General features: G+C 71.0%; 18 protein-coding genes. 5 read left to right on the forward strand and 13 right to left on the reverse strand.

Annotated elements, in window-relative coordinates; genetic code table 11:
- Positions 1–58: 58 nt before the first annotated feature.
- From ACQP00_RS40325 to ACQP00_RS40340, 4 genes are all read right to left on the reverse strand, one after another.
- A complete protein-coding gene (locus ACQP00_RS40325; protein WP_433206887.1) occupies positions 59–2,212 on the reverse strand; it encodes an FtsX-like permease family protein in 2,154 nt (717 codons plus the stop codon).
- On the reverse strand, positions 2,209–2,895 hold the full coding sequence (locus tag ACQP00_RS40330; RefSeq protein ID WP_433206890.1) for an ABC transporter ATP-binding protein: 687 nt from the start codon (positions 2,893–2,895) through the stop codon (positions 2,209–2,211). The genes ACQP00_RS40325 and ACQP00_RS40330 overlap by 4 nt, the downstream gene beginning before the upstream one ends.
- Positions 2,892–3,416 (reverse strand): PadR family transcriptional regulator, encoded by a 525-nt coding sequence (locus ACQP00_RS40335; protein ID WP_433206893.1) that lies wholly within the window; start codon positions 3,414–3,416, stop codon positions 2,892–2,894. Before ACQP00_RS40335 ends, ACQP00_RS40330 begins: the two co-directional genes overlap by 4 nt.
- A gap of 439 nt (positions 3,417–3,855) precedes the next feature.
- Entirely contained in the window at positions 3,856–4,665 is an 810-nt protein-coding gene (locus tag ACQP00_RS40340; RefSeq protein ID WP_433206896.1) for an SAM-dependent methyltransferase, read from the reverse strand.
- Positions 4,666–4,740: 75 nt separating this feature from the next.
- Between ACQP00_RS40340 and ACQP00_RS40345 the strand changes: the two genes are divergently transcribed.
- Complete coding sequence (locus ACQP00_RS40345; protein WP_433206899.1) at positions 4,741–5,619, forward strand: diacylglycerol/lipid kinase family protein; 879 nt, start codon at positions 4,741–4,743, stop codon at positions 5,617–5,619.
- Here the strand turns inward: ACQP00_RS40345 and ACQP00_RS40350 are convergent.
- Positions 5,606–6,208 carry an SAM-dependent methyltransferase gene (locus ACQP00_RS40350; protein WP_433206902.1) on the reverse strand — a complete coding sequence of 201 codons (603 nt, stop codon included), beginning with the start codon at positions 6,206–6,208 and terminating at the stop codon, positions 5,606–5,608. The two genes, ACQP00_RS40345 and ACQP00_RS40350, sit on opposite strands and share 14 nt — an antisense overlap.
- A gap of 79 nt (positions 6,209–6,287) precedes the next feature.
- Here ACQP00_RS40350 and otsB point away from each other — a divergent pair, with 79 nt between their 5' ends.
- On the forward strand, positions 6,288–7,115 hold the full coding sequence (otsB, locus tag ACQP00_RS40355; RefSeq protein WP_433206905.1) for a trehalose-phosphatase: 828 nt from the start codon (positions 6,288–6,290) through the stop codon (positions 7,113–7,115).
- Positions 7,116–7,274: 159 nt separating this feature from the next.
- Here the strand turns inward: otsB and ACQP00_RS40360 are convergent, their stop codons facing one another.
- The 5 genes from ACQP00_RS40360 to ACQP00_RS40380 form a co-directional block, all read right to left on the reverse strand.
- Complete coding sequence (locus ACQP00_RS40360) at positions 7,275–8,225, reverse strand: ARPP-1 family domain-containing protein (protein ID WP_433206908.1); 951 nt, start codon at positions 8,223–8,225, stop codon at positions 7,275–7,277.
- Entirely contained in the window at positions 8,222–9,037 is an 816-nt protein-coding gene (locus tag ACQP00_RS40365; protein WP_433206911.1) for a hypothetical protein, read from the reverse strand. The genes ACQP00_RS40360 and ACQP00_RS40365 overlap by 4 nt, the downstream gene beginning before the upstream one ends.
- A gap of 11 nt (positions 9,038–9,048) precedes the next feature.
- The gene (locus tag ACQP00_RS40370; RefSeq protein WP_433206914.1) at positions 9,049–10,671 is read right to left on the reverse strand and encodes an EAL domain-containing protein; all 1,623 of its coding nucleotides are present in this window, start codon (positions 10,669–10,671) and stop codon (positions 9,049–9,051) included.
- A 568-nt stretch (positions 10,672–11,239) separates the two neighbouring features.
- On the reverse strand, positions 11,240–13,651 hold the full coding sequence (locus ACQP00_RS40375; protein WP_433206917.1) for a penicillin acylase family protein: 2,412 nt from the start codon (positions 13,649–13,651) through the stop codon (positions 11,240–11,242).
- 54 nt (positions 13,652–13,705) lie between these two features.
- Positions 13,706–14,845 carry a type III PLP-dependent enzyme gene (locus ACQP00_RS40380; protein ID WP_433206920.1) on the reverse strand — a complete coding sequence of 380 codons (1,140 nt, stop codon included), beginning with the start codon at positions 14,843–14,845 and terminating at the stop codon, positions 13,706–13,708.
- Positions 14,846–15,008: 163 nt separating this feature from the next.
- Between ACQP00_RS40380 and ACQP00_RS40385 the strand changes: the two genes are divergently transcribed.
- Entirely contained in the window at positions 15,009–15,554 is a 546-nt protein-coding gene (locus ACQP00_RS40385; protein ID WP_433206923.1) for a hypothetical protein, read from the forward strand.
- A gap of 493 nt (positions 15,555–16,047) precedes the next feature.
- Here ACQP00_RS40385 and ACQP00_RS40390 read toward each other — a convergent pair whose 3' ends face one another.
- The 3 genes from ACQP00_RS40390 to ACQP00_RS40400 all read right to left on the reverse strand — a co-directional run bounded on the left by ACQP00_RS40390 (position 16,048) and on the right by ACQP00_RS40400 (position 18,933).
- Positions 16,048–16,662, reverse strand: coding sequence for a GNAT family N-acetyltransferase (locus ACQP00_RS40390; RefSeq protein ID WP_433206926.1), 615 nt, complete (start codon positions 16,660–16,662; stop codon positions 16,048–16,050).
- A gap of 66 nt (positions 16,663–16,728) precedes the next feature.
- The gene (locus ACQP00_RS40395) at positions 16,729–18,255 is read right to left on the reverse strand and encodes an APC family permease (protein WP_433206929.1); all 1,527 of its coding nucleotides are present in this window, start codon (positions 18,253–18,255) and stop codon (positions 16,729–16,731) included.
- A gap of 39 nt (positions 18,256–18,294) precedes the next feature.
- On the reverse strand, positions 18,295–18,933 hold the full coding sequence (locus ACQP00_RS40400; RefSeq protein WP_350624973.1) for a GOLPH3/VPS74 family protein: 639 nt from the start codon (positions 18,931–18,933) through the stop codon (positions 18,295–18,297).
- A 196-nt stretch (positions 18,934–19,129) separates the two neighbouring features.
- Here ACQP00_RS40400 and ACQP00_RS40405 point away from each other — a divergent pair, with 196 nt between their 5' ends.
- Both ACQP00_RS40405 and ACQP00_RS40410 read left to right on the forward strand, forming a co-directional pair.
- A complete protein-coding gene (locus ACQP00_RS40405; RefSeq protein ID WP_433206932.1) occupies positions 19,130–19,981 on the forward strand; it encodes a helix-turn-helix domain-containing protein in 852 nt (283 codons plus the stop codon).
- A gap of 38 nt (positions 19,982–20,019) precedes the next feature.
- On the forward strand, positions 20,020–20,232 hold the full coding sequence (locus tag ACQP00_RS40410; RefSeq protein WP_433047604.1) for a DUF397 domain-containing protein: 213 nt from the start codon (positions 20,020–20,022) through the stop codon (positions 20,230–20,232).
- Positions 20,233–20,469: the final 237 nt, after the last annotated feature.

Raw genomic sequence — 20,469 nt, forward strand, 5'->3', positions numbered from 1 at the left:
GCCGGCCGGGAGGGATGGTTCGGCGGGGATTTCCGGCCGAAAGACGTTGCATTCTGCGTCACTCGTTGCGGGCCGTTTCCGGGCCCGTCATGCGGGACAGCAGCGGCAGGGTCGAGGCGATGATGCCCAGGGACACCGCCAGGCCCAGGGCCGTCAGCGCGTAGTACGACCAGCCCGGCGCGGTCAGGGTGTAGCCCATCTGGGCGCGCAGGAACAGCTGGGCCGCGCCGAAGCCCGTGGCGCCGGCCAGGACCGCCACCGCCAGCAAGGGCACCGCGGACTCCAGGGCCACCACGCGGCGGAGCATGCGCAGCGGTACCCCGGTCAGGCGCAGCAAACTGAACGGGCGGCGCCGGTCGGCCAGGCCCGAGGCGACGCTCACGGCCAGGCTGCAGCCCGCGATCGGCAGGCTGAACAGCATGATGACGTTGGCCAGGCGTTGGAACAGGGCCATCTGGGTGCGGGCGTTGCTGCCGCGTTCGACGTCGGTCATCGGGGGGACCTCGTAGTCCGGGAAGGCCAGGACCATGGCCGTGCGGGCGCGTTCCGTCGTCGCGGGGTCGCCGTCCAGGCCGACGACGAGCGTGTCGGGCGGCAGCTGGGCGACCTGGGCGGCGGTGAGCGGGGACGCCGGCCAGACGGTGGCGGCGCCCACGCCGGTGCGGACCTGGTCGAAGCCGACGAGGTTGCCCCAGATCTGGGCGTACTGCGCGCCGGCCGGACAAGCACCGTACTGCGGGATGCGGGCCAGGTCGGCGCACGCGATGAGGTTCGACGGGCCGTCGTCCGGGTTGCGGGGCAGAGTGACGGCGAACGTCACGCCCTCCACCGGCGGCAGGGTCAGGTCGGCGGGCAGGCCCTCGCGGCCGGTGAACTGGACCAGGGTCACCGCGGCGAGCCGGCCGTAGTGCACGCCGCGCTCGTCATTCATCGTGCCGATGACGCCGGTGGCGACGCTCACCACGAACAGGGCGAGCATGACGCCGCTGACGGCGCGGAACGCGGCCTGCGGGTTGTCGGCCAGGCGGCGGGCGGCGACCAGGGTGGGCAGCCGGCGCGCGCGGCGGGCCAGCAGGCGGGCGGCGGTCATGGTCAGCCACGGGCCGGCGATCACCAGGCCGATCATGACGAGCAGGAAGCCGGGCAGGAACGCCGCCGTCTGGCCGCTGGAGGTCTCGGGGCGGCGGCCGATGAAGTACGCGAGTTCGAGTAATCCAACGGCCATTGGAATCAATCGCCACGCCCGCGGGGGTTTCGGGGTGACCTGGCGGACGACGCCGAGCGGGGAGATGCGCACGCGGCGCATGGCGAGCGCGGCGGCGGCGATCGCGCCGAGCGGGACGCCGAGCGCGATGAGCACCGCCAGGACCGGGCCGGGCGTGATGTCGGCGGGGAAGAACCGTTCGGTGCTCAGCGGTACCGCCGCCAGGCCCGCCCGCAGCGCCGGGAACAGCGCGAACCCGGCGACGGTGCCCACCACGGCGGCGACGCCCGACTCGACGGCGGCGAGCGCGGTCACCTGCCTCGGCGTGGCGCCGACCAGTCGCATCGCCGCGAATCGTTGTTCGCGGCGGGTGGCGGCGAGGCGGGTCGCGGTACCGATGAAGACGAGCAGTGGGAAGAGCAACCCTCCGGCGATGACGGACAGCACCAGATCCATCGCCGCGGCCGGCAATTGCAGTGGCTCGTTGGATATCGCGGTGACCTCGTGCGCGCGGGGGATGGCGCGCACCTCGGCGGGAGTGCGGCCGACGACGGCCACAAGAGAATCCGGCGACGGTACCGCCCGATCCTCGACAATCCCCGCCTCGCGCCCCGGGAACCGCGCCCCGAGCTGGTCGGCCGGGTGCGCGGCGATGAGGTCGTGCAGCGCCTGGGTGACGTAGTACTCGCCCGGTCCGGGCAGCCGCGCCATGCCGGGCACGGCGGGCGGGTGGTCGCCCTGGAATCCAATGTCGATGCGCCAGATGGAGGCGCCGTTGAAATAGTCCTCGCGGTTGCTCCACACGACCGGGTCGGCCGCGGCCACCCCGGCCGCCTGCTGGCCGCGCATCCAGGCGCCCCGGCCGAGCTGGGTGTCGACCGCCCGCACGCCGGCCACGGTGGCCAGCAGCAGGGCGGTGCCGAGCGCGACGGCCACCGCGATGAGCACGAACCGCAGCAGCGCCGCGCGTCCGTTGGCGAGCGTGAGGCGCAGCCCGAGCCGGATCACGACCGCCCCCGCCCGGCGGTCAGGGCGTGCGCGCGCCCGTCGCGGACGATGACCTCACGGTCGGCATAGACGGCGACCCGGGGCTCGTGGGTGACGAGCACGACGGTTGTACCGTGCTCCCGCGCCGCCGCCACCAGAAGGTCCATGACCTGCTCGCCGGTGAGCGAGTCCAACGCTCCCGTCGGCTCGTCGGCGAACAGCACCCGGGGCCGGTTGATCATGCCCCGCGCCAGCGCGACCCGCTGGGCCTGCCCGCCGGACAGCTCGCCCGAGCGGCGGCGCTCCATCCCGGCCAGCCCGAGCCGCTCCAGCCAGCCGCCCGCCGCGCGCAGGGCCTCGCCGCGCCGCGCGCCGCCGAGCAGCAGGGGCAGCGCGACGTTCTCCTCGACGGTGAGTTCGGGTACCAGCTGACCGAACTGAAACACGAACCCGAAGCGCTCCCGGCGCAGCGTGCTGCGCTCGTGCTCGCCGAGCCGATCGATGCGCTGCCCGTCGAAGCGGACCTCGCCGCCGTCCGGGACCAGAATCCCGGCCAGGCAGTGCAGGAGGGTCGTCTTGCCCGAGCCCGACGGCCCCATGACGGCGACAATCTCGCCCGGCTCCGCCTCGAACGTCGCGCCGCGCAGGGCCGGGGTCTCGCCGAAGGACACAACGACCTCGCGGGCCTCGATCAGGGTGCTCATCTGCGCACCAGCCCGGCCAGGTGGTCGAGGCGGGCCACGGTGAGCTCGATCCACCGCAGGTCGGCCTCGAGGTGGAACAGCCCGTGGTCGGCCAGCATCGCCTCGATGAGGTCGTCGCCCTTCTTGATCTCGTGCAGCTCGCGCATCCGGGCCAGGTGGGCGGCGCGCTGCATGTCGAGGTACTCCCCCGCCGGCCGCTCCAGCATCAGCGACAGCATGACCTTGGAGAACAGCACCGTCTGCAGGTGCGGCTCGGGCTCGACGGGCTGGGCCAGCCAGGCGTCGACCTCGGTCGCCCCGAGCTCGGTGATCACGTACCGCTTGCGCTCCGGCCCCTCGCCCGCCTCGACCTCGCTGATCACGACCTTCCCGTCGCGGGCGAGCCGGCCGAGCGTCGAGTACACCTGGCCGAACGGCAGCGGGCGGCCGCGGCCGAAGAACATGTCGTAGTCGCGTTTCAGGTCGTAGCCGTGGCTGGGCTCGCGCTCGAGCAGGCCCAGCAGCGTGAGTGGAACGCTCATGCCGCTGACCATACACCGCGGATGTACACCCGGTATATACCCCGGGGTGATAGTCGATAAGTCGGGCGCTGCCGCGCCACGACTTATCGCATTTTTCGCCTGACGAGCGATAAATCGGATATGTCCGGAGGGCCGCTAACCCGCTTCCGGGCGTGTCACAGGAGCGGCGCTGACCGGCGGCTGGGCGTAGTCACCCGAGCGGCGCTCACCGGCGGCTGGGCGAGTCACACGAGCGGCGCCGACCAGCGGCCCGGCGTGTCACAGGAGCGCCGCTGACCGGCGGCTGGGCGTGCCAGCCGAGCGGCGCTAACCGGCGGCTGGGCGTGTCACACGAGCGGCGCTAACCCGCGCTAACCCGCGGCCGGGCGGGTCACGCGCCGGGTCAGCAGCACCGGCAATCAGCGTCCCGGCGTATCAGAAGCCGACGGCGAACCGCGAACTACCGAACGCGCGCAACCGCCCCGAAGCAGGCAACCTCTTCAGCCGAAGGCCGAGGCCCAGGCACATCCTCCGCATGCCAGTACGCCACCGACGCAATCCCCGGCGGCACCAGCTCAAACCCGGCAAGCAGCTCCGCGAACCGAGCCCCCGTCCGAGCCTGAAACCGCCCGTCAGCATTGTTCGCGGTCAACGCCGCAATAGCCTCAGCAGGCAGGTATTCCCAGGTCGCATGAGACGCCACCAGGAAGCTGCCAGGAGCCAACGCCGACGTCAGCTGATCGATGATCTCCTGCGGGTGCTCGTCCTCGCGAATGAAGTGCAGCACCGCCACCAGCAGCAACGCCACCGGCCGCGACAGGTCCAGCGTCCCCGCGAGCTCGGCATTGCCCAGGATCGAGGCCGGATCGCGCAGATCCCCGTCGATGTACGCGTTGCGCCCGCCCGGCGCGCTGGTCAGCAACGCGCGCGCGTGGGTGAGGACGATCGGGTCGTTGTCGACGTACACGACGCGGCTGGACGGGTCGACCGCCTGCGCGATCTCGTGCGTGTTGTTCGGCGCCGGGATGCCCGTGCCGATGTCGAGGAATTGCCGGATGCCCTGGTCGGCCAGCCACCGCACGGCCCGGCCCATGAACGCGCGGTTCTCCACCGCCATGAGTTTGACGCCCGGCATGGCCGCCGCGATCGCGTCGCCGGACGCGCGGTCGGCGGCGAAGTGGTCCTTGCCGCCCAGCCAGTAGTTGTACCGCCGGGCCGGATGCGCGACCGTGGTGTCGATGCGCGTCCGGGCGTCGTCCGTGGTGTCCATCAAGGCTCATCGTAGTCACCGACGCCACAGATTCGTCAACGCGCCGATCGGCAGGGCAACGCGTACGCTCGCGCCGTGAAAGTAGCGGTGGTGGCACACCGGAAGAAGACGCTCGGTGGCGGCCTGGAGCAGTTGCGGCGCGAGCTGGAACGGGCGGGCGTCGGCGAGTTCGGCTGGCATGAGGTACCCAAGAGCAAAAAAGCTCCCAAGAAGGCCCGCAAAGCGGTCGAATCCGGCGCGGACCTGCTGTTCGTGTGGGGCGGCGACGGGATGGTCCAGCGCTGCGTGGACGCCGTCGCGGGCACCGGCGTGACGATCGCGATCATCCCGGCCGGCACCGCGAACCTGTTCGCCACCGCGCTGCGCATCCCCCGCGACGTCCGCGCGGCGGTGGACGTGGGGCTGCGGGGCGAGCGCCGGCGGTACGACCTCGGGAAGATCGAGGGCGAGCACTTCGCCGTGATGGCGGGGGCCGGCTTCGACGCCGCGATGATCGAGGACGCCGACCAGCACCTCAAGCGCCGGGCCGGGCGGTTCGCCTACTGGCGCACCGCGCTGCGGCACGTCGGGGACGCCCCGGTGCACACCATCGTGCACCTGGACGACCAGCCCTGGTTCGAGGGCCCGGCGACCTGCCTGCTGCTGGGCAACATCGGCCGGATCTCGGGCGGCATCAAGGCCTTCGACGACGCCAGCCCGTTCGACGGCCGGCTCGAGGTCGGCGTGACCACGGCCCGCGGCGCGCTGCAGTGGGCGCGCACGATCGGCACCATGGCCACCGGCCGCACCGATCGCTCACGGTTCGTGCGCATGGGAAACGCCCGCAAGGTGTACGCCGAGTTCGCCGAACCGGTCCTGCTCGAACTCGACGGCGGCGCCCGCAAACGGGTCAAGCGCCTGGAGGCCGAGGCGGTCCCCCAGGCGGTGACCATCGCAGTGCCTAGACAAAGGTGAACAGCGGCTCCGCCAGCTCGTGCACGCCGACCCCGATCTCCATGTGCTCGGGCGCGTCGAACGCCACCTCCCGGAAGCCCGCCTCGGCGAACCAGGCGCGAATCGTCGGCGTGAGGTCGCCGGAGCGCCGGTGCCGCGTCCAGATGACCCGCGCGCCGGGCAGGCACATGCCCGGAAGCGCGGACACGGTACGGCGGATGTCCCGCTCGGACACGTTCCCGAACACGCCACAGACGAGCAGCACGTCGGCGGGCAGGAACCCGGCGTACGCCGCGGCCGTCCCGGCATCGCCCTCCACGACCTCGAGCCCGCTCCCGGCCAGCCGCTCCCGCGCGTCGGCCACGTTGGCCGGATCGAGCTCGACCAGCCGCCCGACCACGTCCCCGCGCCGCGGATGCCCGTCGAGCGCGCCGGCCACATCCCGGCCCTGACCAGCGCACATGCTGACGAGCCGGACGGGTCCGGCCGGCCGGGCGGCGATCGCGGCGGCCACGTGCCCGGTCACCAGCCGCAGCCGCTGGGCGAGGAACGAGCCCGGCTGGTCGTAGTCGTCGTGCCAGCGCACCCAGTGACTCGCCGCTGAACCCATCGCGAACTCCTCCGACGTGATGTGTGACGTGTGCCGTCTGGCCGGTTGCCAGCAGGTGTGGTCCGGTAGCCTGCAAAGTATGGTGCTGAGGACCCCCGGAACGGAGGCCGGCGCCGCCGGGCTCGCCGCGATCCTGGACCGCCCGCAGGAGGCGTCGCTCGCGTTCGACTTCGACGGCGTGCTCTCGCCGATCGTGGCCGATCCCGGGCTGTCGCGCCCCTACCCGGGCGTCGTGGCCGCGCTGGGCCGCCTCGCCGAGCTGGTGGGGTCGGTGTCGATCATCACCGGACGGCCCGTCGCCGACGTGCTGCGCCTCGGGGACCTGGGCGATCTGGCCGCGCTCGAGCACTTCTCGATTTTCGGCGTGTACGGCATGCAGCGCTGGGACTGGGCCACCCGCGCGGTCGTCTCGGAGCCGGTGCCGGCCGGCGTGGCCGCGGCCCGCGCGGAGCTGCCGGCGCTGCTGGAGGTGGCCGGGTTCGCCGGGGTGTCCATCGAGGACAAGGCGATGTCGGTGGCCGTGCACACCCGCCGGGCCGACGCGCCGCAGGAGGCGTTCGCCGCCCTCGGCGAGCCCCTGGCCGAACTGGCCGGGCGGCACGGGCTGGCGGTGGAGCCGGGCCGGATGGTGCTGGAGCTGCGCCCGCCGGGCATCGACAAGGGTCACGCGCTGGAGGCGATCGTGGCCGGGCACCGGGCGCACGCGGTGGCGTACTTCGGCGACGACCTCGGCGACCTGGCCGCCTTCGACGCGGTCGAGCGGCTCCGGGAGACGGGCGTCGCCGGGCTCAAGGTGTGCAGCGGCTCCGACGAGGTCCCGCGCCTCGCCGAGCGGGCCGACCTCATCGTGGACGGCCCGCCGGGCGTGCTGGCGTTCGTCGAGGGGCTCAACGAACGCCTCAAATGAAGCGGGTGGGCGGCCAGCGCCGTGGCGACATTAAGCAGTCAAACCGCTGATATGCGATACCTGTCGTACCCCGATGTGGAATCGGAGGGGCTATCGCCGAGCCTGGCTCAGTCCCGCAGGTCTTCAGTAAACGCCCCGCAACCGTTGCGGTCAAAGCATTTACGCGGCGAACAGTGAGGCGTAGACCAGCCGCGAGCCGTCGGTGACGAACTGCCCCGCGACCGCGCCACTGTCCACGGTGGACAGCCGCAGGTCGAGGTAGCGCTCCTCCTCCACCGGCTCCCCCGGCCGCCAGTCCGCCGCCGCCAGCCACGCGCTCACCTCGTCGGCCACGCTCGCCCGCCGCGCCGCGAGCTCGGCCCGCAGCCCGGCGACGCTGTCCGCGCGCAACGCCGCACCGTCGTCCTCCGCGGCGGTCCGGAACCACGCCGCCGGCCCATAGGCGAAGCACACCAGCGCGGCCCACACGTCCTCGAAATACTCCGGGTCGGGCGCGATCTCCACCCCGGCCAGCCGGTCCCCGACGAAGAACAGCGCTCCGAGCTGCTCATCAACAAGCTCAAGCCTGCTCCGGTACTGCGTGAGCCCCGCCCGCTGCCGCGTCAGCACCTGCTCCAGGTGGCCCCGCGCCGGCAATCCGTGGCCGCGGTTGAACGTGGCGATGTCGTTCCAGAGCTTGCTGTACCGGCTCTGGCCGCGCATCCGCAGCGCGGCCGCCCGCAGCTCCACCGGCAGCACGAAGAACCACTGGTCGTCGCGGCCGGCGAGGTACCCGCCCTGGGACTCCTGCACGCAGCACGCGTCGTCGAAGCGCAGCGTCTGCCCGGCCGCGATGAACGCCGACCGGCACAGCGCGTGGTTCTGCGCCGCGTCCTGGATGTAGCCCACGTGCAGCGGCACGATCGCGACCCCCGAGGCCGCCGGGTTGGCCAGCTCGACCTGGCCGTACGTGACGACCCGGCCGAGCTTCAACCCGCGGCGGGGCGCCACGATGCCCGGGTAGGAGGGCCCGAAGACGGGCACCATGGTGAGCGCGCCCGCCTTCTGCGGGGTGCCCAGCCGGTATCCCGCCACGTCGATCGCGCGCGGGAGCATGACGAGCCGGCTCATCGCGGTACACCTTCCAATGCCGTTTCGAATGCGGCCAACCGGCGCCGCAGCTCCAGCTCGACCCAGCGGCCCGCCTCCGGACCGTCCACCTGGGACAGCATCCAGAGCACCAGCCCGGCCAGGTCGCCCGAGTGCCAGAACGTGCGCAGCGGCAGCCCGCTGGCGGCCCGGCGCAGCGCGAGGTCGTCGGCCCGCCCGAACACGGCCTGGCAGAACACGACCGGCGCACCGATCCCGGCCCCCGGCAGCGCCGCGGCCACACGCGCGAGGTCGCCCGGGTACACGTTCTCGTACCCGTCGGACGCCACCGCGATGACATCGGGCCGCGTCTCGGCGGCATCGAGCACCGCCGAAGCGAGGTCGGTAGCGCCACCAGGCCGGCCCTGAGATCCACCCGCGGCCACGACAACGAGCCCGGGCGCGACCCGCTCCAGCACCATCCGCAGCGCCGCGACCTGCGAGAGCACGGCCCACTCCCGGTTGCCGTACCCCCGCATCGACGCCGACTGGTCCATGACGAGCGCGATCCGCCCGCCGTACCGCGGCATCCCGTCAGCGATCGCCCGCGCATACCCGTCGGCGGCGGCGAGCAACTCCGCGGCCGGCCCACCCCGGTACAGGTGCACAAGCGTGGCCGCGAGGTCACCCCGGTTGGTCGCGGTCACGGTATCGGGCCGCTCCCCCGCCAACTCGAAGTCGTCCACGGCGGCGTTCCAGACCACGGCGGCGTTCCAGACCACGGCGGCGTTCCAGACCACGGCGGCGTTCCAGACCACGGCGGCGTTCCAGACCACGGCGGCGTTCCAGACCACGGCGGCGATCCTCAGCGCGGCAGGCGCTGCAGGATCATCCGGGCCATCGCGGCAACCAGTGCGCCGTCCTCGGTGTGCGCGAACTCCATCGCCCGGTGCGACCCGCGCCCGCACACAGCGGCCGTGTACCGCGGCGCCACGACGACGAACGCGCACTCCTCGACCGCCGCCCCCGGCCCCTGCGCGAACCGCACCCCGGGCCCGACCGCCGCCGGATGCAGCGGCGCCACCAGCCCCACGAACGCGGCCCGATCGGCCAGCCCGGTCAGCGAGGGCAGCCACGACCGCGCGGTGACGGCATCGGTGCAGGACGCGAGCACCACCGCCCCACTCCCGGCCCGCCGCACCACATGCTCAAGATGCGCCGCGAACGCCTCCGGGTTCGCCGCCCGCACCTTCCCACGCGCCTCGGCCGCCGCGAACGGCGTCCCCACCGGCAGATGCACGTCCGGCCGCGACTCCCGCAGCGCATGCGGCCCAGCCACGACCCCGAACGACGCGCCGCCGGACAGCGACCCGGGACCACCCTCAGGCCACGCCGACCGCCCGGACCCCGCGCCCAACGGCGCCACCTCGGGCAGCGACCCGGTGCCACCCTCAGGCCGCGCCGACCGCCCGGACCCCGCGACGAACGGCGCCACGTCGGAGAGCGGTCCGGGGCCTCCGAAGTACAGACCCTGCCCCCAGTGCGCCCCGAGCGCCCGCGCGTTGGCGAGGTCCTCCAGCGTCTCGATGCCCTCGGCCACGATCAGCGCCCCGGTCCGCTCGGCCACCGCGTTCACCGCGGCCACCACCTCCACGGTCCGCGGCGCGTGCGGGGCGCGCACCAGCTGCAGGTCGAGCTTGACGACCTCCGGCTCCAGCAGCGGCAGGAACGCCAGCGACATCGGGTCGGCGCCCACGTCGTCAAGGGCAAGACAGTGCCCCTTCGCCTGTACCGCCGCCGCCAACTGCAACAACCCCGCCGGATGGGCCGACAGGGCGCGCTCGGTGTACTCCAGCACGATCCGGAACGGCGAATCCGCCATCAGCTCCCGCAACCGCGCCGACAACGGCTGGTCAATCACGGCCGGCTCAGCGTTGACAAACACGAGCGGCGGCGGCGACCCAGCGGCGCGGGCCTGCTCCAGCGCCCGCTCGGCGCACAGCGTGTCAAGCTCAGCCAGCCGCCCGGCAGCGACGGCCGCGGCAAAGAGGTCCCGCGCCCGCCAGAGCCCCGACCCGACCGGCCCACGGGCAAGCGCCTCGACCCCGACCGGCCGCAGACTGCTCAGCTCGACGATCGGCTGGAAGAGCGGCTCGACGGCCCGCTCGGCCAGCACCCGCTCGATGGTCCAGCCACCGGCCCCGGCATCGAGCCCGCGACCCGCCCGCACATCCGCGCCGGGCGGTGCGTCGGTGTCGGGGGGCGATGCCGGCGCGAGGCCCGCGAGCTTCATGACGGCCGCCCGTGACACGATGGCGACCGTCTGGTCCTCCAGCAGGCTCAGCGGCGTGACCTCGACGGTGTCGTCGTCGGGTCCGATGGCGCTCGGCGCTGGGGCGCCGCGGCCGCGCAGGACGTTGCGGGAGGCAAGGGACCGGCTGACCCGCGAGCGGAACGAGGACGGCCGCAGCGGTGTGGGTGCCGGCATGGACACGGAGGGTGAGGGGGCGGTAGGCGCGGGAGGAACGCTCGGCCGGTCTTGGGCCTGCATGCCAACCTCCCGGCTCGACACCGCCATGTGCCCCGCTCCCCACGACACCCTAGTCCCTGATCCAGTGCCGAACCAGCCACCCAGGTCAGGCGTGGGTCACCCTTGTACATCGAGCGAAGTCGCGCCGGCGCAACACGCGCCCGGCAAGGAACGCGAAAAAACCCGAGAGAGCGCGACCACGCGACCACCCGAGCCGACCGCGACCCGACCGCGACCCGACGAGACGACGCCCGGGCCGCGACCACACAAGCCGACCGCGGCCCGACAGGACGAAGCCCGAGCCGCGACCGCACAAGCCGGCCGTGACCCAACGGGACGAATCTCGGGCCGCGACCACACAAGCCGGCCGTGACCCAACGGGACGAATCTCGGGCCGCGACCACACAAGCCGGCCACGACCCGACGAAACGAAGCCAAGGCCGCAACCACACGAGCCGGCCACGACCACACGAGCCGGCCGCGGCTCGACGGGACGAAGCCCGGGCCGCGGCCGGAGGTGCGGGGATCAGGCGGTCGCGGCGATCACCTCGACCGACTTGGTGTCGGCGTTGATGGCCGCGGTCGAGTACGAGCAGTCACGGAGGCGCTTCTGGGAGTACAACAGGGTCTGGTCCGTGTATTGCGGCGAGTTGCGGTCGCCGGACTCCGAGTAGGTGAGGATGCACTTGGCCGACGGGCCACTGCTGGTGTAGGCCAGCGTGAGCAGGAAGCTCGTCCCGTAGTTCACGACGTAGCCCTTGTCGGTCAGGTCGCTGCCCGGCACGAAGGTCCCCGGGTCCATGAAGGGCTCGAGCGAGGAACCCGGCATGGCCTGGTACTGCGCCATGTTGGCGATGCCGATGTTCTCCGTGGAGCCGGGGACCGGGATCTTCTGGCCGTTCTTCACGGTGTACTGCACCTGCGACATCGGCACGTTCAGCGCCAGCCCCACGGCCCGCATCCGCTGCATGCCCCGGGCCAGGCCCTGCAGCAGCGCGTCGGGCGAGGCGGGGGCGCCGCGCGGGGTGCGGGTCGGGTCGGCCGGGTTGAACGGTACCCCGAACAGCGGGCCGGCCTGGTTCAGCGGGTCGGCCTCGGGGTTGGCCGCGACCACGGCGCCGACCGTCTCCCGCCAGAGCACCGCGCCCCGGCTGGCGAGTTCGAACTGCTTGTCCCAGGAGGCTAGGACCGTACAACCGGCGCTGATGTCGACCGCGGTGCCGTCCACGACGACCGGGGTGTGGCCGCGGGCCTGGCAGGAGGAGACCGTGTAGGCGGCCAGCTGGGCGGCGGTGTAGGTGTCCCCGGACAGGATCGTCGTGCCCAGCCCGGCCAGGTCGAACTTGGCCTGGCTGTTGATGAGCTTGACGTTCTGCCGCGAGCGGACCGTCAGCGGCGTGCCCTCCGGGCCCTGCAGCGGCGTGAAGCCGGTCAGGAACTGGTTGGCGTTGGGCACCCAGTGGCTGTCGTTGGAGTTGAACACGTAGTCGCGGCGGGTCAGCTGCGGCTGCCGCGCGAACGGCACCAGCCCCGGCGAGCGGGCGCCGGGCGCGACGACCCAGGCGTTGGCGCTGTTGCTGCCGTCGAGCAGGCCGAGCGGGTTGCTCGCCCACTCCGCGATCGAGGCCGGCGAGAGGTTCGGCGTCGGCGAGGAGTCGGTGTAGAACGCGTTGCCGGCCGAGTCGGTGGCGATCGTGTTCACCCACGGGATGCCCTGGTTGGCCGCGATGGCGTTCTTCAGGCCGTTGGTGTCGCTCGCGCGGGCCATGGCCAGCCAGGTCGGGATGAGCTTGTCGTTGTCGATGTTCGCGTCGCGGTAGGTGATCGCGGAGAACTCGTTCCAGCCCAGCGAGGGGTCGATCGCCGAGAGGTCGAGCACCGGGCCGTACCGCGTCGAGTACATGGTGCGCGTCACGTCGGCCAGCGAGCCGTTGGGCTGCTTGACCTTCAGCGTCACCGGCTTGCCGGTCATCGCCTCCGGGGTGCCGTCCACCGTGTACTTCGTGGGCTGCCCCGGCACCAGGTTCACCGAGTAGAACGTGTAGCGGGCGCCGGCCGCGACCGTGTGCGTCCACGCGACCTTGTCGGTGAAGCCGATCTGCACGCCGGGCAGGCCGCCGAGGCTCGCGCCGTAGACGTTGAGGCTGCTGCCCACCGTCAGGTGCGACTCCCAGAAGCGCAGCTCGCCCTCCCACGGGAAGTGCGGGTTGCCGATGAGCATGCCCTTGCCGGTCTGCGACTTGTCGGCGCCGAGGGCCCAGCCGTTGCTCGACACCGCCCGGCTCTGCTCGGTCAGCTGGGCGAAGTCGTCCTTCACCTGCTGCTTGGACACGGCGAGGGCGGCGGCCGACGGGGGCGCCGCGGCCGCGATCGGGGCCAGCAGCGCGCCGCCGCTGGCCAGCAGGGCGATGTCGCGGTCGTACGCGAGCAGGTCCACCGCGGTGATCGGCTTGACCCACGGCTGCCCGGCACACCAGCCCGGCACGCGGGCCGCGCCCTTGGTGGCCAGGAAGGCGTTGTACCCGCGCACGAAGCCGTTGACCATGTCGCGGGTGTCGCCGGTCATCGTGGCCGCCTGCGCCTGGGCCTTCTCCATGACGCCGAGGTTGGCGTAGGCGAAGTCGGTGGCGAGGTTGGCGTTGTCCGGGCCCGGCCCGAAGTAGCGGGAGCGCTCGCTGCGCACCTTGACGACCTGGTCGGCCAGGTCGCAGAAGCGGTCCTCGGCGTAGGCCCAGGCCTGCCCGAAGGCGACCGAGCCCAGGTTCGAGGCGGTGATGTGGGGCACCCCGTAGGAGGTGCGCTTGATGACGGCGGCGTATCCGCCGGCGGCGACCGCATCGGCGGCCGCGGCGGCCGATCCGGCGGTGGCGGCGACGACGGTGGTGGATAAGAGCGCCGCGGCGGCAAGCGCGGTGGCGACCCGGCGGATTCCGGACACTATTCCTCCGTGGGACCAGGGGAAAGACCGCAGGACGGATGGAAACGGAGCGCGTCAACCACAGTACGCAGCGTCATCACTGGTTTCAATGGCCACACCAGTCACACAACGGATCATTGGCGCATCGAAGCCGTTGAATCTTGATGCATAGACTGTGGTATATGCTCCCGTGCCGCCGAGGGTCACCCGGTCGCCGGCCCGCAGGTCCGCCGAGAGCTCGACGTCGAACATGATCGTGTCCTGGCTGTCGCACGTCGGCCCGGTGAGGTGGAACCGGTCGCGGCTCGCCCCGGCCCGGCTGTCGCTGACGGGAAAGCGCAGCTCATTGCCGGTTTCCAGGCTCTCCATGAGGCCGTTGAAGGCGCCCACGTCGAGGTGCGCCCAGCGCCGGCCGCCCCGCACGGCGGTGCCGATCACGGTCGTGTGCAGCGTTCCGGCCTCGGCCACGAGGGCCCGCCCGGGCTCGCAGACGGCCGCCACGGGATACGGAAGATCGGCCAATGCGGCGCCGATCACCGCACCATAGTCCGCCAGCGGCGGGATTTTTCCGGTGTACCGCGCGGGAAATCCGCCGCCGAGGTTCACCATTTGCAAGAAGACATCTTCGGCCGCCAATTTGGACATCAGGTACCCGACGGCCCGCAGCGGCGCGCGCCACGCGTGCGGCAGCAGCATCTGGGAGCCGACGTGGAAGGCCGCGCCGAAGGGCCGCAGCCCCCGCTCGCGCGCGGCGAGCATGAGCGTCACGGCGTGGTCGGCGTCGACGCCGAACTTGCCCTCGCTCGGCACGCCGCTGCGGATCTGGTGCGCGGCCAGGCGGACCACGACGGCGGCACCGGGCGCGGCGACGGCGATCTTGTCCAGCTCGTCCTCGGAGTCGAAGGCGAAGCGCCACACGCCGGCCGCGTGCTGGCGGGCGACGTGCGGCAGCGGCTTGACCGGGTTGCTCGACAGCACCTGGCCCGGGTCGGCGCCGATCGCGACCAGCGCGTCGAGCTCGGTCGCGGAGGCGATCTCGAACCGGCCACCCAGGGCGTGCAGCAGCCCGAGGATCTCCGGGTGCGGGTTGCACTTCATCGCGTAGTGCACGGCCACGCCGGGCAACGCGGAGATGAATTCACGGTACGCGGCGGCCACCCGATCCAGGTCGATGACCAGCTCAGGGGGTGACGGGAAGGCGTCGAGGCGGTCCATGGACCCTCCCGAGATCGCAGATGGCGTCGTATCTACGCAGCACCATATTGCACTCGGTGACAGTTGGACTACTCTCAATGCACCATCGATCGAAAATTGTTGATCGACACCAGATGAACGGGGCAAACCACGTGCCCGGCCGACGGCGATCGGAGTGCTCGACATGAACGTCAAGATTGTCGATCTCGTGCAGGGCCAGCTGCGAGAAGAGGCGTGGAGACTCTACTCGGAGGCCTTCGCCGAGCTCAACGCGCTGGCCGTCCAGCGCCACTTGATGTACCGGCACGAGTTCGACGACGTGATGGACGATCCCAGGGTCCACAAGTATCTGTGTCTCGACGATGACGACACGGTGCGCGGAGCATCGATCTACACCAACGACCTGACGGCGGTGCCGCTCATCTCGCCGCCCTACTTCGAGCGCCGCTGGCCGGTGCACTTCGCCGAGAAGCGCATCTGGTACTGCGGCTTCGTGGCCACCCAGGCCGACGCCCGGGCGGCCACCGCGTTCGGCGAGCTCGTCACCGCGATGTACCAGACCGCATCGGCGCAGAACGGCCTCATCGCCCTGGACTTCTGCAACCGCACCGACGAGGTCCGGCACATGGCCCGCGTCGTCCGCCTCATGCTGCACCGCCTCTCGGGTGACGTCAAAGCTCAGCGCATCGACGAGCAGCAGTATTGGCTTTACGAGTTCCCGTCTGTGTGAGAGCCACTGTGCCCTGCAGGCACCGGAAAGCCTTGGCACCGGGGCTTGCTTGCACCGGAAAGTCTCAGCACTGTATGGGCGCCTTGGCGGCGGGGTTTGACCGTTCGATGTCCTGAAGAGCGGTGGGGGAGCTTCGCTCCACCCACACCCCCTCAACACCGCACCGTGGCTTGCAGGCACCGGACGGTCTCAGCACCGGGGCTTGCATGCACCGGACGGTCCCGCACCGGGGCTTGCATGCACCGGACGGTCTCGGCACCGGGGTCTGCAGGCACCGGAAAGTCTTTGCACTGTATGGGCGCCTTGGCAGTGGGGTTTGACCGTTCGATGTACTGAAGAGCGGTGGGGGAGCTTCGCTCCACCCACACCCCCTCAACACCGCACCGTGGCTTGGATGCACCGGAAGTCTTCGCACTGTATGGGCGCCCTGGCACCGGGGGCTACCGGTGCAGCAGTTATTCGGCACCGGGTGGTCTGGTGCGCTCAAAGGTTTCTATAGCAGGGGTTCCCGCCACATTGGCCAGACTGGCGGGCCGTCGGGCAGCAGGACCGGGGGCCGGCTTTCGTAGCCGTGGCGTAGGTACAGCTCGCGGTTGCGCGGGTCGTTGGCCTCCAGGTAGGCCGGGAGGCCGGCGCGGTCCAGCCTGGCGTGGTGCCGGGCCAGCAGTGAGCTGCCGATGCCGAGGTTCTGCCGATCGGGCCGCACCGCGATGAAGGCCAGGTAGTGGTGCGGCCCGAGCGGGTGCTCGGCCTCCAGGGCCGCGTCGAGTTCGCAGATGCGGTCGAACCCGGAGCCGGTGACGTCCTTGAGCCGGCTGTCGTAGTCCACCGGGGCCGGGATCGCCCGGGTCAGTGGGAACCATAGAGCGACGCCGGAGAGTTTGCCGTCGATCGGGTCGACGCTGGCGTACACCTCGCCGTGGCGCAGGGCGTGCTCGGCGAAGATGGCGAAGTACTCCGGGCTGGACTCGCGCCGCAGCCGGTCCTCGGGCATCAGCCAGCGCGCGACCGCGCCGTCGGCCATCGCGGCGACGAGCACCTCGGTGACCTCTTCGGGGGTCACCGGGTCGATGTCGCGGAGGACAACGTCCTGAATGGCGTGCGTCATGTGATCCTCTCCCGAACGAGCCGCGGGGGCTCTTGTCTAGGAAAACGGCCGGTGGACGGAGCCGGTTCAGGCCGCATGGTGTGCGACGTCGGCGGTGACCCGGTGCGGCCTCGTGGGCCGCCCGAAGACGCTCTCCGCCGCCACGAAGCCCTCGGTGCCGCGGCCGATGCCGGCGTAGGCGTCCGGGCGGGAGCCGCGCATGATCGCGGCCCAGCCGATCCCGAAGAGGGCGCAGAGCGCGTAGATGGTGGAGAAGAGCCAGTTGAACGGCGAGTCGTCGGGCACCTGCAGCAGGTCGCCGAGGCCGACGACGGTCGCCAGGAGCACGAAGCTCAGCAGCAGGAAGGCGAGGAGCGGGGCGATGCGGGCCCGCCAGACGTTCTCCCGGCGCCGGTCGCGCAGGAAGAAGCCGACCACCGCCGCCGACGTGGCCCACATGAGGATCAGCACGCCGAGGCCGCCCGCGACGGTCATCCACGCGAACAGGTGGACGAGCGGGTCGGTGTGCGTCACGAAGTACACGATGAGGACGCCCAGCGCCAGTGTGCTCTGGGTGAGCGAGCCCGCGATCGGGGCGCCGGTGCGCGGGTGCGCGGAGCCGTAGATGCGCGGGAGGACGCGCTCGCGGCCGAGGGCGAACTGGTAGCGGGTGACCGACGTGTGGAACGCCAGCATCGCGGCGAACACGCTGGTGAGGAACAGGATGTAGCCGGTGTTGACCAGCGCTTCGGGCACGTAGGGGGCGACCAGGTTGAACACCAGGTTCGTGGTGTCCTCGTTGGCCTTGCCCACGATGTCGCCGGCGTTGGTGGACATGGCGAACGCCGAGACGCCGCAGAGCACGCCCGGCAGGAAGACCGCCCAGTGGGTGGCCCGGCCGATGGTCTTCTTCGGGTCCTTGGCCTCCTCGGAGAGCACGACGGTGGCCTCGAAGCCCACGAAGCCGGCGATCGCGAGGACCAGCATCGCGACCACCTCGGGGGTGGCCAGCTGCTGGGGGTTGAGCGGGCCGAAGTCGACCTTGCCGCCGTGCGGGTGGGCCAGCATCACGAAGTCGTAGATCAGCACGATCGCGATCTCGACGGTGAGCAGCACGGCGAGGACCTTGCCGCTGAGGTCGACCCAGAGCACGCCGAGGATCGCCACCAGGAACCAGCCCACCAGCGAGCACACGAACCAGCTGGCCTGGATGCCGCTGGCCGCGAGGATGCCCGAGGCGACCACCCCGAACAGGCCGAGCAGGCCGATCTGCATGGCGGCGTAGGCGGGCAGCGCGATGAACGCCGCGGCCACCCCGATCATGCGGCCCAGGCCGTGGCTGATGTAGCTGTAGAAGGCGCCGGAGTTGACGATGTGCCGGCTCATGGCCACGAAGCCGACGGTGAACAGGGACAGGATGAGGGCGGCCACGAAGTACACGAGGGGGACGGCGGTGTTGCCGACGACGGCGTAGATCGTCGAGATCGAGCCCAGGATCACCGTCAGGGGTGCGGCGCCCGCGACGCCGAAGAACACCACCGACGGCACGCCGAGCCGGTTGTTGGCCAGCCCGCGCGCGACGATGTCGGGCCCGGTCAGGGTGGTACGCGCCATAGTCTTCGTCTCTCCTTGAGCGGGACGTGCGCTGGGGGGTCAGCGACGACCGGCGGCGAGCGCGGAGCCGACCGCGGCCTCGGTGTACTGCACGAGCTGGACGAGGTCGTCCGGGAGCGAGCTCAAGATCCCCGGCATCGCCTGCATGCAGTCGCGCTGCTGCTGGGGGCTGAAGAACACGTACCGCGTGAGCCCGGTCGCCACGACCAGCGCGACCAGCACCCGGTCGGAGAGGTTCATCGACCGGCGCCGGCCCAGCGCCTCGGCGAGGCGGATGGACTCCCACGCCGCCGCGTTGCGCTGGTCGGGGCTCACGGGCATGTAGAGGGTCTGGGCGCTGAGCAGCTTCCGCTTGGTGACCGGCTCGACCACGCCGGCCCGCAGCAGCCGCTCACCGACCTGGTCGGCGGCGTCCTGGGAGAGGTAGGCGAGCCAGGTGCGGATCTCCTTGTGCTGCGGCTGGGCCACCAGGAGGTCCAGCAGCGTATGGGAGAGGGAGTCACCCGGTGGTTCGTGGCTGACGACGTACAGGTCCCCGGTCATCGCGCGCAGGCGTCCGAAGAGCATGAGCTCGCCGAGCAGCCCCGCCGCGAGCCCGAGGCCGGTCGCCCTTGGGTGCAGCCGGGAACGTCCGGTCCGATCGTCGTGGGCAATGAGGTAGTAGCTGTTGGCAAGCACGGCGAATCACGCTCCCCGGCACTAGGCAAAAGGAGATCATGAATGAATAAAGGTTCATCCTCGACGTCCCCAGCATCATGTACCAAGCACTGCGCGTAGTGCAACGAGTACTAGACTCCTAGTATCGGTCAACGCCAAATTGCATAGGATCACAGCCGTGGAGACAGACACCGCGAGAACGCCCGAGGAGGTTTCGGTGACTGTCGACGAGGGGCCCACGCTGCGCCGTCGTCGACTCGCCGCCGAGTTGAAGAAGTGCCGGGAGGAGGCGGGCTTCACCCAGGAAGCCGTCTCGCGCCAGTTCGAATGGCACAGTGCAAAGGTCACGCGCATCGAGAACGCGCGGGTTCCCGTCACCCCGCGGGACGTCAACGACCTGCTGACGCTGTACGGCGTGGCCGACAGCGAGTACCGCGACGCCCTCATGACCCTGGCCCGGCTGGCCCGACAGCGCGGCTGGTGGACCGACTACAAGGACGTCATGCGGCCCGGCAACTTCGTCGGGATGGAGGCCGACGCCTCCTCGGCGAAGGTCTGGGAGCCCATCGTGCTGCCCGGGCTGCTGCAGAGCGAGCCCTACATGCGCGCGCTCATCGGCAGCGGCCGCAGCCAAGACCCGCAGTCGGCCAACGAGCGCCGCATCCAGCTGCGTATCACCAGGCAGCGGCGGCTTTCCGGGCCCTCGCCGCTGACCCTGTGGGCGATCGTGGACGAGTCCGTGGTGCGCCGGATGATCGGCGGGCCGGAAGTCATGCGCGGGCAATGGGAACGACTCATCGAGGCCGGCCGTCGTAGCAACGTGACGTTCCAGGTGCTGCCGTACTCCGCGGGCGAACACAAGTTCCTCGGCGGTTCGGTGGCACTGCTGGAGTTCCCAGACGTCGCCCATCTTGACGTCGTTTACCTCGAAGGACTTGCCGGGGACTACTACGAGGAGCAGCCTGCAGAGGTCAAGCGTTACCGGGTCGAATTCGAGCGCCTCAGCACCAGAGCACTCACGCCGGAGGAGTCGGCCGGCATGATCCAGAGCCTGCTCGACGACCTCTGAGGGCCGAGGAGTCTTCGAGGAAAGGAGGTGTGCCATGTATGGCTAATGATTTTCGTCACTCCGCCTGGCATAAAAGCAGCCGAAGCAACGGCAATGGCGGCGCCAATTGTGTGGAAGTCGCAGTCGCCGGAACAAGTATTGGCGTCCGTGACAGCAAGAATTCCGCCGGGCCCGTTTTGACATTTACGGCCAGCGATTGGACGTCGTTCGTGGACGGCACGAAGCTAGGCCGCTTCGATTCCGCCCACTAACGACGTGCTAAATCAGCGCCAGTGCTACCGACACCGTCGCTGAATTGTGCAAAGGCACTTCGTCGTGCCGTGTTCGACCCGATGAAACGCCTGACGGCGCGTTGCGGGGGGCCGATGCGTCCAGCATCGGTCCTCAGCAATCGGACGTTCTCGATGCTATTGCTTATCTTGGCGGTTGCAAACCACGCCGTTTCGCAGCATCTGCGATTTCTACCCAACCAGGGCCGCCCAGGTCGC

The sequence above is a fragment of the Dactylosporangium sp. CS-047395 genome (assembly GCF_050942185.1).
In the GTDB taxonomy this organism is placed as follows: domain Bacteria; phylum Actinomycetota; class Actinomycetes; order Mycobacteriales; family Micromonosporaceae; genus Dactylosporangium.

Bases quoted from the DNA above. Each gene is read 5' to 3' on its own strand.
- ACQP00_RS40370 (WP_433206914.1), bottom strand. From the start codon at position 10,671: ATGCCGGCACCCACACCGCTGCGGCCGTCCTCGTTCCGCTCGCGGGTC.
- ACQP00_RS40385 (WP_433206923.1), top strand. From the start codon at position 15,009: ATGAACGTCAAGATTGTCGATCTCGTGCAGGGCCAGCTGCGAGAAGAG.
- ACQP00_RS40390 (WP_433206926.1), bottom strand. From the start codon at position 16,662: ATGACGCACGCCATTCAGGACGTTGTCCTCCGCGACATCGACCCGGTG.
- ACQP00_RS40340 (WP_433206896.1), bottom strand. From the start codon at position 4,665: ATGGACACCACGGACGACGCCCGGACGCGCATCGACACCACGGTCGCG.
- ACQP00_RS40410 (WP_433047604.1), top strand. From the start codon at position 20,020: ATGGCTAATGATTTTCGTCACTCCGCCTGGCATAAAAGCAGCCGAAGC.
- ACQP00_RS40395 (WP_433206929.1), bottom strand. From the start codon at position 18,255: ATGGCGCGTACCACCCTGACCGGGCCCGACATCGTCGCGCGCGGGCTG.
- ACQP00_RS40360 (WP_433206908.1), bottom strand. From the start codon at position 8,225: ATGAGCCGGCTCGTCATGCTCCCGCGCGCGATCGACGTGGCGGGATAC.
- ACQP00_RS40335 (WP_433206893.1), bottom strand. From the start codon at position 3,416: ATGAGCGTTCCACTCACGCTGCTGGGCCTGCTCGAGCGCGAGCCCAGC.
- ACQP00_RS40350 (WP_433206902.1), bottom strand. From the start codon at position 6,208: ATGGGTTCAGCGGCGAGTCACTGGGTGCGCTGGCACGACGACTACGAC.
- ACQP00_RS40330 (WP_433206890.1), bottom strand. From the start codon at position 2,895: ATGAGCACCCTGATCGAGGCCCGCGAGGTCGTTGTGTCCTTCGGCGAG.
- otsB (WP_433206905.1), top strand. From the start codon at position 6,288: ATGGTGCTGAGGACCCCCGGAACGGAGGCCGGCGCCGCCGGGCTCGCC.
- ACQP00_RS40380 (WP_433206920.1), bottom strand. From the start codon at position 14,845: ATGGACCGCCTCGACGCCTTCCCGTCACCCCCTGAGCTGGTCATCGAC.